Origin of the sequence: Sphingomonas sp. NIBR02145, from assembly GCF_027359115.1 — a bacterium.
Classification (GTDB): Bacteria; Pseudomonadota; Alphaproteobacteria; order Sphingomonadales; family Sphingomonadaceae; genus Sphingomonas; species Sphingomonas kyeonggiensis_A.
Genome location: NZ_CP114791.1, coordinates 3,290,755 through 3,305,543 on the forward strand (window position 1 = coordinate 3,290,755; position 14,789 = coordinate 3,305,543).

The following is a 14,789-nucleotide window of genomic DNA, read 5'->3' on the forward strand; positions in this document are numbered from 1 at the left end:
GTGGGTTGTGGGAGGAGGCGCGGCGAAGGGAGCGCGGAATGCGGCTGACGATCGACCGGCAATTCAGGATCCTGTTGATCGGCCTGGCGGTCACCTGCCTGCTCGGCTTCAGCTTCAAGCAGCATTGCATGCCCGGCGGCTGGACCGATTCCGAGCAGTATATCACCGGCTGCTACAGCGACGCGGTGCCCTTCTGGACCGCGCGCGAAGTGGACAAGGGCAGGATCCCGTACCTGCAGACCCCGATCGAATATCCGGTGCTGACCGGGGCGGCGATCTGGATCGAAGGCGCAGCGACGCACCTGTTCTTCGGCGCCCGCGCCAATGACGCCAAGTTCCTGGGCGTGGTGACGGCGGTGAACATCGCCCTCGCCTTCCTGGTGCTGTGGATGTTGTGGCGCGCGGGGGTCGACCGCAAGCGGCTCTGGTGGTGGGCGGCAGCACCGCCGCTGGTGCTTTATGTCGGGCACAACTGGGACATGATCGCGGTGACGCTGGCGGTGGCGGCGCTGCTCCAGGCACGCGAGAACCGGCTGGTGCGCGCGGCGGCGGCGGCGGGGCTGGGCGTGGCGGCCAAGCTGTTCCCGATCGTGATCCTGCCGCTGATCGGGCTCTCCGCCCTGTTCGAGCGCGGCAAGGACTGGGTGCAGCGCCTGCGCCGCGCTGCGCTGGTGACGCTGGCGGCGATCGCTGCCTGGGCAGCGGTGAACCTGCCCATCGCACTGCTCGCACCGCGCAACTGGAGCGAATTCTATCTGTTCTCGCAATCGCGCAGCGGCACTGCGGCGGGGACCTGGGACGTGCTCGGCAATCTTGGCTGGCTGCCGCTGAGCATCGAGGACAAGAACCTCTACGCGACCCTGGCCTTCGCGATCGGGGCGGCGGCGATCGTAGCGCTGGGGTGGCAGCGGCACCGCGACCGGCTGTGGCTGCTGGCGACGCCCGTGCTTGCCTGGTTCATGCTGACCAACAAGGTCTATTCGCCGCAATTCGACCTGTGGCTGTGGCCGCTGCTGGTGATGACCGCGCCGCGCCTGTTGCCGGTGGCGCTGTTCGCGCTGGCGGGGATCGCCGCCTATTTCGCCGAATTCTGGTATTTCGCCGGGATGGACGGCGTGTGGCCGGCGGCCAGCACGATCGACATCGCCTGGGCGGCCGCGGCGCGCGGGGCGGTGATGCTGTGGATCATCGTGGATTGCCTGCGCCGGGAGCCGCCGGAATGGGTGGGGCGGTGGCCGGTGCGGGAGTAGCGCGGGCCCGCCATCTCCATTGTCCTTCCCGCGAAGGCGGGAATCCATTGGCGCCGGCTTTGATGAGACTCACTTCGGCCAGCCTGAATGGATCCCCGCCTTCGCGGGGATGACGATTCGATCAGCTCAAGGCAGCGGCAGGTTCTGTTCGGCCTTGCGGCGGGCGCGGGTTTCGGCGCGGGCGGCGGTGGCGCGCTTGACGAAGCAGCCGGTGCTGCCGTTGGCGCCCACCGAGGTGCAGCTGCCGGTACCGAAATTGCCCGCGGTCACCGCGTCCTGCGAGCGCACCGCCCAGCTCTCGGTCTTCTGCGGCGGCCCACCCTGGTCGCGCAGGTTCGACGGGATGCGGAAGCGCTCGGCCTCGTCGAGGCGCTTGCAGACCACGATCTCTTCGCCGTTGCTGTTCGTCGGGCACTTGTCGTTGCCATAGATGATCAGCACGCTGTTCTGCGCCGAGCTCTGCGCATGGGCAGCGGCGGGCATCAGCATCGGGACGGCGGCGAGCGCGCCCGCGATCAGGATCCGGTTCAACATCGGCTTACTCCTCTATGCCGTGCATCGGGGACAACGGCTGAATAGACGCTTTATATCCGTTTCGATACCGCAATGGCAGCCCGGCAACCGGCGCGGATCAGGGTGGAGAGCAAAGGATAGGCCGGGGCCTGTTCCGCGCCATGCTCCAATGCCGTATCGCGGTGTTCGAGCTCCTCGTCGCGGAACTTCGCGACCGCTTCGCTGAGCTCGGGATCGCCCGTGCCGAGCTCCTCGAGCTGCTGCTGGTAGTGAAGATCGATCTCCGTCTCGATCGCGGCGGTGCAGGCCATCGCCGCCTCGGGACCCATCGCCGCGGTGACCGCGCCGAGCGCGAAGCCGGCGACGTTCCAGAAGGGCTGGAGCGCCGTCGGGCGCACGCCGCGCCGCGCGATCATCGAATCGAAGAATGCGCGGTGGCGTTCCTCCTGGATCGCCATGCCGGCGATCATCCGCGCCATCGGGGTGCGATCGCCCATCACCGCCAGCTGGCCGGCATAGATGCGCGTCGCGCCATATTCGCCCGCCTGATCGACGCGGACCATCGAGGACGTCCCCTCGCGCCGATCGCCGGGCTTCCAGCTCATGCGCGGCCCTTCCGCAGGGCCAGCGCGAAGATCGCGGCGGCGCCGGTGAGCGAGAAGATCGCGTTGAACCCGGCCAGGCTGATGCCGAACAGGGTCCATTGCGGCACGTCGCAGCGGATCAGCGGACGGCGCAGCGCGTCGGTGAGCATGTCCATCGGGTTGGCGCCGTGCACCTGGGCGGTGCAGGCGGTGATGCCCTGCCACCATTTATACTCGACCCCGGCATGGAACACGCCGATGCCGCCGCTGATCGCCACGGCAAGGCCGGCGAGCAGGACGAGCCCGAGCTGGGCGCGGCGATCCTTCACCAGGAAGGCCGAGAGCGCGATCAGGATCGCGGCATAATGCGGATAGCGCTGCCACCAGCACATCTCGCACGGAACCAGCCCGAAATACTCGGTGGTGTGCGCGCCGCCGACCAGAGCGAGCGGCAGCAGGAGCGCGAGCCAGCGGGCGGCGCAGAAAGTGTCGATACGCATGGCTTACTTGCTCTTGGCAGCGGCGACCTGGGTCTTGGGACCAAGGCGGGAGATGGTCTGGAGGGCGTAGTGGAGCTGGAAGTCTTCCACGCCTTCCTTCTTCAGCTGATCCGCCGTCTTGGCGAAGCGCGGATCGGTGCGCTGATCATCCTCGAGCACCGAATCATCGACCTTGTCGTTGTTGATCAGGTGCGCGCGCAGGTCCGCCTCGCGGATCGAGGGGCGGCTCTTGTAGTCGGGATCGGTGAGCTGCGGCACGAGCAGATCGGGCTTGATGCCGCCTTCCTGCACCGAGCGGCCCGACGGCGTGTAGTAGCGCGCGGTGGTGAGGCGCAGCGCGGCGCGCGGGCCCATCGGCAGGATCGACTGGACCGAGCCCTTGCCGAAGCTGCGCACGCCCATGACGAGCGCGCGGTGATGATCCTGGAGCGCGCCGGCGACGATCTCCGAGGCCGAGGCGGTGCCCGCGTCGATCAGCACGACGACCGGCAGCCCCTTGGCGAGGTCGCCCGGGATCGAGGTGATGCCGGGCTCGTTCACATCGGCATACCAGCGCTCGATATCGCTCTTCTCGCGGCCGCGCTGCGAGACGATCTCGCCGTGCGACAGGAACACGTCGGAGACTTCGATCGCCTGGCTGAGCAGGCCGCCGCCATTCTCGCGCAGATCGACGATATAGCCGAGCGGCTTGTGCCCGAGCTTCTTGTCGATCTCCTGGATCGCCTTGACCGTGTCCGCGCCGGTCTGGGCGGTGAAGGTGTTGATGTTGATGATGCCGACACCGTCCTTGACCTCCCACTTCACCGGCTTCTGCACGATGATCTCGCGCTTCATGGTGAAGGTGAGCGGCTTGTCGGCGCCCGGGCGGACCACGGTGAGCGTGACCGAGGTGCCCGGCTTGCCGCGCATCTGCTCGATCGCTTCGTCGAGGCTGCCGCCGACGATGAACTTGCCGTCGATATGGGTGATGAAGTCGCCCGACTTCATGCCCGCGCGGGCGGCCGGCGTATCCTCGGTCGGGGCGACGACCTTAACCGCGCCGTCCTGCTGGGTGACGGTGAGGCCGAGACCGCCATAATTGCCGTCGGTCTGGATCTTGAGATTGTCGAAATCGAGCCCGTCGGCGAAGCTGGAGTGCGGATCCAATGCGGCGAGCATGCCCTGGATCGCGCCCTTCATCAGCGTGGCGTCGTCGACCTTGTCGACATAGTTCGCCTTCACCTGGCTGTAGACTTCCATGAAGGTGTCGAGCTCCTTGAAGCTCGACGTATCGACGCCGGCCATCGCGCCCGAGGCGACGGGAACGAGCGCCAGCGCGCCGACGGCGGCGGTGACCTGAAGGAACGAACGGAGCATCAACAACTACTTTCCGGAAACGCGTTCGAGGGACAATCTAGGCCGGGATCGCGGCAATTGCACGGCACAATCAGCCGAGCAGGCGCGCAAGGTCCATGGGTTCGCCGCGGCGGCGCAGCTCTACGGTGACGCGGGGGGCGTCGCTTGCCGGGGCGCGGCCGATGCGGGTGCCCTGGCTGATCTGCTGGCCGACGCGCACCGCGATGCCGCCTAGGCCGGTGACCGAGCTGGTCCAGCCATTGCCGTGATCGATGATGACGACCCCGCCATAGTCGCGGAACGCGCCGGCATAGAGGATACGGCCGGCGGCTGGCGCGACGGCATCACTATTGGCGGCGCAGGCGAGAGTCACGCCGCGGGCACGCACGCCGGTGGGCGAAAGCTCGCCCATGCCGGTGACGACGGCTCCGGCGACGGGCAGCACATAGGGTGCGCCGAGCTTGCGGGCCGGTGCCGGTGCGGCGCTGCCCGGGCGGGGCAGCGGTCCGGGAAGGGCTGCAAGACCGGACTGGATCTCCGCCGCTTCGCCCGCCGTCTCCATCTGGTCGACGATCTCGCGGGCGCGCTCGCCGAGGGCAATGGCGCGGTCCGATTCGACCAGCGCGCTGGAGGCGAGCTGGGCCGAGCGGGCACGGTGATCGGCCTCGAGCCTGACCAGCGCGGTCCGTTCATTCTCGATGCGCTGGCGGGCCTCGCGGAAGCTGTTGACCGCGGCCAGGGCATCGGCACGCAGTGCGCGGATGCGAGAGAGTTCGGCGCGGACGTCGCGGGTACGCGCCTCGACCACGGGCATCACGGTGCCGAGCACGGCGCGGACATGGACCATGTCGGCGGTCGAGCCCGGCTGGACGAGGCCGAGCACCGCGGGGCGGCGGGCCATCGACTGGAGCGCGGCGATCAGGCGGAGGATCGGGCCCTGGCGCTCGGCGACGCGGGTGCGCTGCTCGGCCAGCTGGCGATCGACGATACCGATACGGGCACGGGCAGCGGCGATATCGGCCTCGGCGGCCTTGATCCGCTCGGCGGCGGCGGCTTCCTGGGCGCGGGCGCGCAGGGCCTGGTCGCGCTCCGAGGCGGCCTGGCGCTCGAGCGCGGCGCTACGCGCCTGGGCGGCCTGGGACTGGGCAGTGGCGTCGCGCAACCTGCCCTGCTGCTCGGCCAGACCCGGCGCCTGCGCGGCGGCGAAACTGCCGGTGGCGAGGATCGCGACGGTGCCGGCAAGGATGGCGAGCGGGCGGAGCATACCGCTAGCCTTCGCGATGATAGGGGTGGTTGGCAAGGATCGAGGTGGCGCGCCACAGCTGCTCGGCGAGCATCGCGCGAGCCATCATGTGCGGCCAGGTGGCGCGGCCGAAGCTGATCAGCAGGTCGGCCTGGGCTCGAGCCGCATCGTCAAAGCCGTCCGCCGCGCCGATCAGGAATCGCGCCTCGCGCACCCCGTCGTCACGCCAGCTGCCGAGCCGCTCGGCGATCACCTTGGACGGCAGGTTCTCGCCCAGCTCGTCGAGCATGACGATTCGGGTGGTGCCGGAAATGTCGGGGATCCTGCCGCCGGTATCGGGCAGCTCGGTAACCCGCGTCGGCCACTGGATGCGCTTGAGATAGCGATCGACCAGCTCGGCCTCGGGACTGCGCCCGATCTTGCCGCGCGCGACGATGTGTAGCTGCATCGCCCGCGCGGCCCTTTACCGAATCAGGCCTGGCCGGCTTCGCCGAACGACCACATGCGCTCAAGATTGTAGAAGCTGCGCACTTCGGGACGGAACAGGTGGACGATCACGTCACCGGCATCGATCAGCACCCAATCGGCGGTGGGCAGGCCCTCCACGCGCGGGGTGCGGCCGAACTCGGCCTTGATCTTGTCGGCGAGCTTCACCGCCATCGACGCGACCTGGCGCGTCGAGCGGCCCGAAGCCACGACCATATAGTCGGCGATGCTGCTCTTGCCGGCGAGCGGGATCGAGACCGTCTCGACCGCCTGATCGTCGTCGAGCGACGCCATCACGAGCTGGTGCAGCGCCTCGACGCCACCATTGGCATCGGAGGAACGCAGAACATTGGGCGATGTGGCCAAGGGGCCTCCTAGGGTTGCAACAAACCTGTGTGGTGTTGGGATGGAGACGACGCAATGTAACGCCGGTGCCAGGCGGGATCGGCGGCCCGAAGGCTCGTCGCCGAAGTAGGATCGGGGCGGAAGCGCAACAGCACGAGGGCCGGCAATCTCCAACGCGTCCAGTTCTTCGCCTGGCCTGCGGGCCACACAGCGCGCCGCAGCCAACCCATTGCAGGACTTGCATGGGCGTCGCGATCATATCCCGGACGGGCGATCACCGCAATCGGAACCTGCTCGGCAATGTCACGCCAGCGTTCCCATTTGTGGAACTGGGCGAGATTGTCGGCGCCCATCAACCAGATGAAGCGATGCTGGGGGAACAGCCGGGGCAGCTTGCGGACGGTATCGGCGGTGTAGCGCGTCTTGATCCGCTTCTCGATGTCCGACACCCGGATCGGCGCGTGGCGGGCCATGCGCTGGGCCGAGGCCATGCGCAGCTTGAACGGCGCCATGCCCGCCTTGTCCTTGAGCGGATTGCCGGGCGAGACCAGCCACCACACCTCGTCGAGCCCCAGCGCCCGGATCGCGTGGATCGAGAGCTTGCGATGCCCCTTGTGCGCCGGATTGAACGAGCCGCCGAGCAGGCCGATGCGCTTCAAGGGCGCGCCTGCCCCGTGCCGCGGACCACCCATTTATAGGTCGTCAGCCCTTCGAGCGCGACCGGGCCGCGCGCATGCAGCCGGCCGGTCGAGATGCCGATCTCGGCGCCCAGCCCGAACTCGCCGCCATCGGCGAACTGGGTCGAGGCGTTCCACACCACGATCGCGCTATCGACCTGGGCGAGGAATTTCTCGGCCACCGCTTCATCCGCCGTAACGATCGCATCGGTATGGTGCGAGCCGTGCGCGGCGATATGCGCCATCGCATCATCGACGCCGTCGACCCGCTTCACCGACAGGATCGAATCGAGATATTCGGTATCCCAGTCCTCATCGCTCGCCGCGACCATGCGGGGCTCGAGCGCCTGGAGATCATTATCGCCGCGCAGCTCGCAGCCGGCATCGGCCAACGCGGCGAGGATCGGCGCGGGATCGCCAAAGGCGCGATCGATCAGCAGCGTCTCGGTCGCCCCGCAGATGCCGGTGCGGCGCATCTTGGCGTTGAGCGCCAGTTCCTTCGCCATCGCCGGATCGGCGGCGCCATCGATATAGGTGTGGTTGAGCCCGTCGAGATGCGCGAGCACAGGCACCCGCGCCTCAGCCTGGACACGGGCGACGAGGCCCTTGCCGCCGCGCGGCACGACCATGTCGATCGCCCCCTCGGCCGTCAGCATCGCGCCGACCGCGGCGCGATCGGTGATGGGCACGAGCTGCACCGCATCCTCGGGCATGCCGCCTTCGGCCAGGCCGCGAGCCAGCGCCGCGTGGATCGCACGATTCGAACGGATCGCTTCGGAGCCGCCGCGCAGGATCGCGGCATTGCCCGCCATCGCGCAAAGCGCTCCGGCATCGGCGGTAACGTTGGGCCGGCTCTCATAGATGATGCCGATCACGCCGATCGGGACCCTGACCCGAGTGAGGACCAGGCCATTGGGCCGCTCGACCCGATCGAAGACGTCGCCGACCGGATCGGCGAGCCCGGCCACCGCCTCGACGCCGGCGGCCATGCTCTCGATTCGCTTCTGGTCGAGCTTGAGCCGATCGAGCAGCGCACCGGACAGGCCATTCGCCTCGGCGGCGGCCATATCCTCGGCATTGGCGGCTTGGATCGCAGTGGCGTCCGCGCGAATCGCGGCGGCGGCGGCGCGCAGCGCAGCCGCCTTGGCCGGGGTCGGCATCGCGGCAAGCTTGGTGGCGGCGAGGCGGGCGCGGGCGGCCATTTCGGCAATCAGGGTTGCTGCGTCAGTCATGATTCCACCCGCTAGCACGTGCAGCATGAAGCTGGTAGCCAAGGCCGCATGTCGGGGGAAATCGAAGCAGCCGGGGAACTGGCGACTGGGGCGTTGCTTGGCCGTGCGGTCGAGCCGGGGGCAGGCGAAGGGCATGGCGAGGGCCATGGCCTATGCCTCAATTGCGGGACCGCGCTGATCGGATCGCATTGCCATAATTGCGGGCAGGCGGGGCATGTCCACCGCTCGCTGCACGCGATCGGGCACGACATCCTCCACGGCGTCTTCCATTTCGAAGGCAAGTTCTGGCGCACTCTGCCGATGCTGGCCTGGCGCCCGGGCGAGCTGACCAAGCGCTATATCGCCGGCGAGCGCGCGCGCTTCGTCTCGCCGATGGCGATCTTCCTGTTCTCGGTCTTCGCGATGTTCGCGGTCTTCTCCTGGGTCGGCATCTCGGCGCCGACCGAATTCAACGGCAGCAATCTGAAGCCGGTGGCGGCGATCGACTATGCCAAGAAGGACGCGCGCGAGAAGCTGGAGAAGGCACAGAAGAAGCTGGCCACCGCGAAGGACGAGGACGACAAGCAAAGATACCGCGAGCGCATCACCGATGCGCAGAACGACCTTGCCGGGCTCGACAAGGCCGCCAAGTCGCTGGCCGAGGGCAACCTGGATGTGACCACTTCGGAGGCACATACCGGCTGGCATGCGCTCGATCACGGCATCGAGAAGTGGCAGAAGAACCCTGCACTGATGCTCTACAAGCTCCAGTCGGCCAGCTACAAATTCTCCTGGCTGCTGATCCCGCTATCGCTGCCCTTCCTGTGGTCGCTGTTCTTCTGGAAGCGCCAGTACAAGCTGTACGACCACACGATCTTCATCATCTACTCGATCTCGTTCATGTCGCTGTTCTACATCGTGGTGGCGATCGCCGCCGCGATCGGCCTGCGCAGCGGGCCGCTGGGGATGGTGGCGGTACTGGTGCCCTTCATCCACATCACCCGGCAACTGAAGCAGGCCTATGACATCGGCTGGTTCTCCGCGTTCATGCGGGCCTGGGTGCTGACCTTCTTCATCAGCTGGATCCTGGTGTTGTTCGTGCTGATCCTGGTGGCGCTGGGGATGTTCGGATGAGGCTTCATGCCGTCGGGCAAGGGAAGCGCCGATCGAGCTGAGCGAAGATCGCTGCATCCATCGGGGCGGCGCGTTGTGCCTCGGACAGTTTTTCCAGATCCGCGACGAGCGCGTTGATATCGACCGTCGCCTTGCTGCCCTTGGCGGGGCAGGCACGCGGCGGACGTCCGGCGGCCTTGTCCGCATCGAGCAGCGCCTTGTAGCGACTGAAGCTCGGCGCGAGGCGCTCGGCAAGCCGGCTGAACTTGGCGACTTTCTCCCCGCGATCGGTCTCGGCCTGCGCGGCACGCCACTCGCCCAGGAAATCGGCGATGGTCAGGTTCGGCGCCTCCTGCGCAGCGGCGGCCGACAGCAGTGCAAGCGGGATCAGAAAGCGCATGAAAAGCCCTCCCCGGCAAGGTTGCCGGGAAGGGCTAATTCACATCCGTGTCGGCGGCGTTTCCGCCGGATCAGGCGCCTTGCGGCGTCGGCTGGCCGAACGGACCCTTGGGCTTGCGGATCTTCGGGATCGAGGTGCCTGCGACCGCGGTCGGCCGAGCGCTGGCGCCCGGATCCTCGCGGCCGAGATCCTCGCCGGCGATCAGCCGCTTGATCTCCTCGCCGGTCAGCGTCTCGTACTCGAGCAGCGCCTGGGCGATGGTATGGAGCTGGTCGATATGGTCGCTCAGCAGCTGGCGGGCACGGCCGAGGCCGCGCTCGACGAACGCCTTCACTTCGCTGTCGATCAGCCGTGCGGTCTCGTCCGACATCGGCTTGGAGCGCGCCATCGAATAGCCGTACGCCTCATCACTCTCAGAGAAGTCGAGCGGGCCGACATTGTCCGACAGGCCCCATTTGGTGACCATCGCTCGGGCGAGGCGGGTCGCCTGCATGATGTCGTTCGAGGCACCCGACGACACCTTGTCATAGCCGAAGATCAGCTCCTCGGCGACGCGGCCGCCGAACGCCACGGCGATATCGGCATGCATCTTGTCGCGGTGATAGGAATAGCTGTCACGCTCCGGCAACGGCTGGACCATGCCGAGCGCAAAGCCACGCGGGATGATCGTCGCCTTGTGGATCGGATCGGCGGTCGGCTCGTGCGCGAAGACCAGGGCGTGGCCGGCTTCGTGATAGGCGGTCATCCGCTTCTCGTCGTCTGTCATCACCATCGAGCGGCGCTCGGCGCCCATCAGCACCTTGTCACGCGCGTCGTCGAACTCCTGCGCCGCGACCAGCCGCTTGCCGCGACGCGCCGCGAGCAGGGCCGCTTCGTTGACCAGGTTGGCGAGATCGGCACCCGAGAAGCCCGGCGTACCGCGTGCGATGACGCGCGGATCGACGTCGGGCGCCAGCGGCACCTTCTTCATATGGACCTGGAGGATCTTCACGCGGCCCTCGATGTCCGGACGGGGCACCTGGACCTGACGGTCGAAGCGGCCCGGACGGAGCAAAGCGGGATCGAGCACGTCGGGGCGGTTGGTCGCCGCGACGATGATGATGCCTTCGTTCGCCTCGAAGCCGTCCATCTCGACGAGCAGCTGGTTGAGCGTCTGCTCGCGCTCGTCATTCTGGTTGCCGAGGCCGGCACCACGCGAACGGCCGACCGCGTCGATCTCGTCGATGAAGACGATGCAGGGGGCCGACTTCTTGGCCTGCTCGAACATGTCACGCACGCGGCTCGCGCCGACGCCGACGAACATCTCGACGAAGTCCGAGCCCGAGATGGTAAAGAACGGCACGCCCGCCTCGCCTGCGATGGCGCGGGCGAGCAGCGTCTTGCCGGTACCCGGCGAGCCGACCAGCAGCGCGCCCTTGGGGATCTTGCCGCCGAGACGGGCGAACTTGGTCGGGTCCTTGAGGAACTCGACGATCTCCTGCAGCTCCTCGCGGGCCTCGTCGATGCCGGCGACGTCGTCGAAGGTGACCTTGCCTTCCTTCTGGGTGAGCAGGCGCGCGCGCGACTTGCCGAAGCCCATCGCACCCGAGCCGGAGCCCTTCTGCATCTGGCGGATCACGAAGAAGGCGATGCCGAGCATGAGCAGGAACGGCAGCGACTGGTAGAGCAGGTAGATCCAGATATTCGGCCCTTCCTCAGGGCGCGCCGAGACCTGGACGTTCTTGGCGAGCAGCGTCTCGATCATCTTGGGATCGTCGGGCGCGTTGGTGCGGAACTTGCCACCGCCCGTGAGCTCGCCGCTGACAAGCCCGGTGGTGCGCGAAACGTTGACCGACTTCACCTCGCCATTGTTCACCTTGGCGATGAACTGCGAATAGGGGATCGCGTCGCCAGTGGCCGGCGCGCTGCGATTGTCGAAGAAGGTCACGAACAGGGCGAGACCCGCCAGGATGCCCACCCAGATCAACAGGCTCTTCATCCAGGGGTTGCCCCCATTCTCGGGACCCTGCGGCTGCTTGTCGTTGTCGCTCATGCGGAATCGGTACCTTTCACGCCCCAAGATAGGCATGGCCAAGTTAATGGCAATGGAACAGCGTCGATCAGTGTGATCGACGGGGTGGTGCCAGCTCGAAACGCCAGATAGCGGCTTTGGTTCGCCCGATCACTTCCGCAAGAGTACCGGTGCCCCCCGAATCGAGCGCGGCGAGCAGCGGCTCGAGGCCGGTCTCGCGCCATTCGGGACTGAGGCCATGCGCTTCGCGGACGGTGGCGACGGCGCGTTCGGCGAGGCGGCGGCGAAGTTCGCGGGGCAGCCCGGCGGGATCGAGCGCGACCTTGCCGCCGGCGACCACCGCCCGCGCCTGCCATTCGCGATCAGCGATCCAGGCAAGCGCATCCTCGGCGTCGCGCAGGTTGCGCGCCGCGGCGGCGAGGCGATCGGCGGGCAGGTCCCCGGCCTCGGCAAGCAGCGCGCGGATGCGGGCGCGGTCGAAACGGGGATCCTGGTTGGAGGGGTCGCGGACCGGAGCGATGCCGGCGCCCTCGACCAGCGCCTCCAGCTCGGCACGCGTCCATCCGAGCAGCGGGCGGATAAGCTGGATGGGACCGAGCGGCCGTGCGGCCGCCATCGCCGCCAGCCCCCCTGCCCCGGCCCCGCGGCGCGCGCGCATCAGGAAGGTCTCGGCGACATCGTCCTGCTGGTGCGCGGTGGCGACCCAGGCGGCGCGGCCCATCGCCCAGTCGGCGAGCAGCGCGTAGCGCAGCGCCCGTGCGCCCTGCTGGAGATTGCCTGCGGCGGGGACGGTGCCGGCGAGCGTCTCATGCGGCACGTCGAGCTGGTTGCACAGGCGGCGGACCAGCGCCGCCTCCTCCGCCGCCTCGGGACGCAGGCCGTGATCGACGGTGGCGGCGATCACCGCACCGGGAAAGGCCGCATGGGCGAGGAGAAGCAGCGCGAGACTGTCCGGCCCGCCCGAGACGGCGAGCGCCAGGACATTGTCGAGGGAAGGCGCGGCGCCGGTGAGCGCCACACAGTCCCGGCGGAAACGCTCGACCTGGTCGCGGTCGAGCGTCAGCCGGTCACTTGCACTTCTGGCTTGCACGGCCCTCGGCCACGCCGGCCTTCATCTCGGTCGACAGCTTGTCGCCGTAAAGCTGGTCGAGCTCGGTATAGACCTTGCAGACTTCGCTGGCGGGCTTCTTCAGCTTGATGAGCGCCTGGGCGAGATAATAGAGGCTGTCGGGCGCCCGCTCGCCCTTGGGGTTCTTCTTGTAGTTCTCGTAGAAGGCCACCGCCGCGAGGCTGGGGGCGCCGCTGTCGAGATAGGCGCGGCCAAGCAGGTTCTGCGAATAGCTGGCGCGGCGATGCGTCGGGTATTTGGTCGCGACGGTCTCGAGCTCGCGGCGCGCTTCCGGATAGAGCTTGGCCTGCCACAGGCGGAAGCCATAGGTGTAGCCGTCCTCGGCCGGATCACCGGTGGCGGGCTTCTCGATCGCGGCGACCTGCTGCGCGCGCGTGCCGGTGGGCTTGGGCGCGGCGGGCGTGGTGCCGGCAGACGGCGCCGGGATGCTCGGGCGCGTGCCGATCGGGGCGGGCGGACGGATCGCGGCGCCGGCAGTGTCGGCGGGCACGGTAGTGTCCTCGCCGCCCAGCGCGGCAGTGGCGGTCGAGCGATCCTCGAGCGCCTTGAGGCGATTGTCGGCGAGCCGCTTATAGGCGGCAAAGGCGTCCTCGAGCTGGCGCAGGCGATACTGGCCCTGCTCGACCTGGCCGGTGAGCGTGCGCTGCTGCTCCTCGAGCGCGGTCACGCGCTGGGTGAGGTCGCTAAGCGGCGAGCTGGAGGGCATGCCCGGCACGGTGGTGCTGGTCTCGGGCGTGATCTGGGGCTCGACCGTCTGGCCGGCGCCGCCCGGGAAGACCTTGCGCTGCACGGCGCGCATCTCGCGCTCAAGCCGGTCGACACGACCAGAGATGGCGGAATCCTGGGCCTGGGCAGTGCCGGCGGCACCGAAGACTACGGCCATTGCCGTTGCAGCGAGAAGAAAACGCATCGATCACACCCCCCGGTGCAGGTCAAACAAGGTGAACGGAAATTCGCTATAACCGCCAGAAGGCACTTCCCGCCAGTCCCGGGGGAAATCCTTATGGCGTGCTGTTGCCAGCGCTCGTCGCAGCCGGCTCGACCGGTGCCGGGGTCGGCGTGCTCACCGAGAGGCGCGCAGCCGGGCGTTCGCGACGCGCAGCGGCCGGGGCAGCAGCGGTGGGCGACGATCCGGCGATCGGCCCGGCACCCGGCTGGTTGCGGTTGCGCAGCGCGTCGGCGCTCACCTCGACATCCACCGTCGTGCCGGCGCGGCCGAGCGGATCGATGTTCGAGCCGTTGAGCGTGACCTGGATCTTCTCCGGCCCGCCGGTGCGGATGCGCGGATGATCGGCATCGGCCGGCACGTCATAGCGCTCGCCCGGTGCAAGCTCCTTCTCGACCAGCTTCTGGCCCTTGGCGTCGGTGACACGGATCCAGACCGTGTCGAGCGCGACCAGCGAGACCTGGCCGCCATTCGGCACCACCGGCGTCGCGGCATTGGCCACCACGCCATTGTCGGCGGTGTTGGCCACCGGCTCCTCGGTGGTCAGCGTCTCGGGCGCCGGCGCGCTTCCGCGGAACAGATCGGTGCCGTAATAGACGATGGCGCCGGCGATCAGCACCAGCGCGAGGATGACGCCGAAGATCGCCAGGCCGCGCGGCGGGACGCGCGCGGGATCGCTGGTTTCATAGGCGGGCACCGGCGCGGCGCGCTCGGGATTGCGGTGCAGCTCGGTGCGCAGCTCGCGAGCGATCACCACTTCATCGGCACCGACCGCGCGGGCATAGGCCTTGGCGAAACCCAGCGCGTAGGTGATCGAGGGAAGCCCGGCGTAATTGCCCTTCTCGATCGCTTCGAGATGCCGCTGGGGAATTCGGGTACGCGCCGCTACTTCGGGAAGATCGAGCCCCTGCGCTTCACGCGCGGCACGAAGCTTCTCGCCCACCGTGGTGGGGAACAGGGTCGGGTCTTCGGCGGCTTCGCCTTCCATCCATACTCTCCGTAGCGGAAGGGTTGCGCCCGGAGCTCCCGCCACGGCTGAAGCTGTC

At 68.2% G+C, this 14,789-nt stretch carries 16 protein-coding genes; 2 read left to right on the plus strand and 14 right to left on the minus strand.

The genetic code is table 11. From position 1 onward, the window contains the following. Nucleotides 1-38: 38 nt before the first annotated feature. A complete protein-coding gene (locus O3305_RS14710; RefSeq protein ID WP_269573216.1) occupies nt 39-1,250 on the plus strand; it encodes a glycosyltransferase family protein in 1,212 nt (403 codons plus the stop codon). A gap of 126 nt (nt 1,251-1,376) precedes the next feature. Here the strand turns inward: O3305_RS14710 and O3305_RS14715 are convergent, their stop codons facing one another. The 9 genes from O3305_RS14715 to O3305_RS14755 all read right to left on the minus strand — a co-directional run bounded on the left by O3305_RS14715 (nt 1,377) and on the right by O3305_RS14755 (nt 8,165). After that, on the minus strand, nt 1,377-1,784 hold the full coding sequence (locus O3305_RS14715; RefSeq protein WP_184163682.1) for a hypothetical protein: 408 nt from the start codon (nt 1,782-1,784) through the stop codon (nt 1,377-1,379). Nucleotides 1,785-1,834: 50 nt separating this feature from the next. Continuing rightward, on the minus strand, nt 1,835-2,368 hold the full coding sequence (locus tag O3305_RS14720) for a demethoxyubiquinone hydroxylase family protein (protein WP_184163679.1): 534 nt from the start codon (nt 2,366-2,368) through the stop codon (nt 1,835-1,837). Then, nucleotides 2,365-2,847: a disulfide bond formation protein B gene (locus O3305_RS14725; RefSeq protein ID WP_269573217.1), complete on the minus strand. Its 483-nt coding sequence runs from the start codon at nt 2,845-2,847 to the stop codon at nt 2,365-2,367. The genes O3305_RS14720 and O3305_RS14725 overlap by 4 nt, the downstream gene beginning before the upstream one ends. A 3-nt stretch (nt 2,848-2,850) precedes the next feature. Beyond that, nucleotides 2,851-4,203, minus strand: coding sequence for a S41 family peptidase (locus O3305_RS14730; RefSeq protein WP_269573218.1), 1,353 nt, complete (start codon nt 4,201-4,203; stop codon nt 2,851-2,853). Nucleotides 4,204-4,273: 70 nt separating this feature from the next. Then, nucleotides 4,274-5,446 (minus strand): murein hydrolase activator EnvC family protein, encoded by a 1,173-nt coding sequence (locus tag O3305_RS14735; protein WP_269573219.1) that lies wholly within the window; start codon nt 5,444-5,446, stop codon nt 4,274-4,276. A gap of 4 nt (nt 5,447-5,450) precedes the next feature. Further along, a complete protein-coding gene (locus O3305_RS14740) occupies nt 5,451-5,873 on the minus strand; it encodes a 23S rRNA (pseudouridine(1915)-N(3))-methyltransferase RlmH (RefSeq protein ID WP_269573220.1) in 423 nt (140 codons plus the stop codon). 23 nt (nt 5,874-5,896) lie between these two features. Beyond that, nucleotides 5,897-6,205 (minus strand): ribosome silencing factor, encoded by a 309-nt coding sequence (rsfS, locus tag O3305_RS14745; RefSeq protein WP_137861951.1) that lies wholly within the window; start codon nt 6,203-6,205, stop codon nt 5,897-5,899. A gap of 80 nt (nt 6,206-6,285) precedes the next feature. Beyond that, complete coding sequence (locus O3305_RS14750; RefSeq protein WP_269573221.1) at nt 6,286-6,948, minus strand: nicotinate-nucleotide adenylyltransferase; 663 nt, start codon at nt 6,946-6,948, stop codon at nt 6,286-6,288. After that, nucleotides 6,912-8,165, minus strand: coding sequence for a glutamate-5-semialdehyde dehydrogenase (locus O3305_RS14755; RefSeq protein WP_269573222.1), 1,254 nt, complete (start codon nt 8,163-8,165; stop codon nt 6,912-6,914). Before O3305_RS14755 ends, O3305_RS14750 begins: the two co-directional genes overlap by 37 nt. Nucleotides 8,166-8,213: 48 nt before the next feature. On the opposite strand from O3305_RS14755, the gene O3305_RS14760 reads away from it, so the two are divergent. Further along, nucleotides 8,214-9,278 (plus strand): DUF3667 domain-containing protein, encoded by a 1,065-nt coding sequence (locus O3305_RS14760; RefSeq protein ID WP_269573223.1) that lies wholly within the window; start codon nt 8,214-8,216, stop codon nt 9,276-9,278. Between the two features lie 4 nt (nt 9,279-9,282). Here O3305_RS14760 and O3305_RS14765 read toward each other — a convergent pair whose 3' ends face one another. The 5 genes from O3305_RS14765 to O3305_RS14785 form a co-directional block, all read right to left on the minus strand. Further along, the gene (locus O3305_RS14765; RefSeq protein ID WP_269573224.1) at nt 9,283-9,657 is read right to left on the minus strand and encodes a hypothetical protein; all 375 of its coding nucleotides are present in this window, start codon (nt 9,655-9,657) and stop codon (nt 9,283-9,285) included. A 70-nt stretch (nt 9,658-9,727) separates the two neighbouring features. Continuing rightward, a complete protein-coding gene (ftsH, locus tag O3305_RS14770) occupies nt 9,728-11,689 on the minus strand; it encodes an ATP-dependent zinc metalloprotease FtsH (RefSeq protein ID WP_184163653.1) in 1,962 nt (653 codons plus the stop codon). Between the two features lie 67 nt (nt 11,690-11,756). Next, on the minus strand, nt 11,757-12,758 hold the full coding sequence (gene tilS / locus O3305_RS14775) for a tRNA lysidine(34) synthetase TilS (protein ID WP_269573225.1): 1,002 nt from the start codon (nt 12,756-12,758) through the stop codon (nt 11,757-11,759). Further along, complete coding sequence (locus O3305_RS14780; RefSeq protein WP_269573226.1) at nt 12,736-13,707, minus strand: tetratricopeptide repeat protein; 972 nt, start codon at nt 13,705-13,707, stop codon at nt 12,736-12,738. Before O3305_RS14780 ends, tilS begins: the two co-directional genes overlap by 23 nt. Nucleotides 13,708-13,798: 91 nt before the next feature. Then, complete coding sequence (locus tag O3305_RS14785; RefSeq protein WP_269573227.1) at nt 13,799-14,731, minus strand: helix-turn-helix domain-containing protein; 933 nt, start codon at nt 14,729-14,731, stop codon at nt 13,799-13,801. Nucleotides 14,732-14,789 lie beyond the last annotated feature (58 nt).

Bases quoted from the DNA above. Each gene is read 5' to 3' on its own strand.
- O3305_RS14740 (WP_269573220.1), bottom strand. From the start codon at position 5,873: ATGCAGCTACACATCGTCGCGCGCGGCAAGATCGGGCGCAGTCCCGAG.
- O3305_RS14755 (WP_269573222.1), bottom strand. From the start codon at position 8,165: ATGACTGACGCAGCAACCCTGATTGCCGAAATGGCCGCCCGCGCCCGC.
- O3305_RS14735 (WP_269573219.1), bottom strand. From the start codon at position 5,446: ATGCTCCGCCCGCTCGCCATCCTTGCCGGCACCGTCGCGATCCTCGCC.
- O3305_RS14730 (WP_269573218.1), bottom strand. From the start codon at position 4,203: ATGCTCCGTTCGTTCCTTCAGGTCACCGCCGCCGTCGGCGCGCTGGCG.
- O3305_RS14725 (WP_269573217.1), bottom strand. From the start codon at position 2,847: ATGCGTATCGACACTTTCTGCGCCGCCCGCTGGCTCGCGCTCCTGCTG.
- O3305_RS14750 (WP_269573221.1), bottom strand. From the start codon at position 6,948: ATGGGTGGTCCGCGGCACGGGGCAGGCGCGCCCTTGAAGCGCATCGGC.
- O3305_RS14710 (WP_269573216.1), top strand. From the start codon at position 39: ATGCGGCTGACGATCGACCGGCAATTCAGGATCCTGTTGATCGGCCTG.
- rsfS (WP_137861951.1), bottom strand. From the start codon at position 6,205: ATGGCGTCGCTCGACGACGATCAGGCGGTCGAGACGGTCTCGATCCCG.
- O3305_RS14715 (WP_184163682.1), bottom strand. From the start codon at position 1,784: ATGTTGAACCGGATCCTGATCGCGGGCGCGCTCGCCGCCGTCCCGATG.
- ftsH (WP_184163653.1), bottom strand. From the start codon at position 11,689: ATGAGCGACAACGACAAGCAGCCGCAGGGTCCCGAGAATGGGGGCAAC.
- O3305_RS14785 (WP_269573227.1), bottom strand. From the start codon at position 14,731: ATGGAAGGCGAAGCCGCCGAAGACCCGACCCTGTTCCCCACCACGGTG.
- O3305_RS14720 (WP_184163679.1), bottom strand. From the start codon at position 2,368: ATGAGCTGGAAGCCCGGCGATCGGCGCGAGGGGACGTCCTCGATGGTC.
- O3305_RS14780 (WP_269573226.1), bottom strand. From the start codon at position 13,707: ATGCGTTTTCTTCTCGCTGCAACGGCAATGGCCGTAGTCTTCGGTGCC.
- O3305_RS14765 (WP_269573224.1), bottom strand. From the start codon at position 9,657: ATGCGCTTTCTGATCCCGCTTGCACTGCTGTCGGCCGCCGCTGCGCAG.
- O3305_RS14760 (WP_269573223.1), top strand. From the start codon at position 8,214: ATGTCGGGGGAAATCGAAGCAGCCGGGGAACTGGCGACTGGGGCGTTG.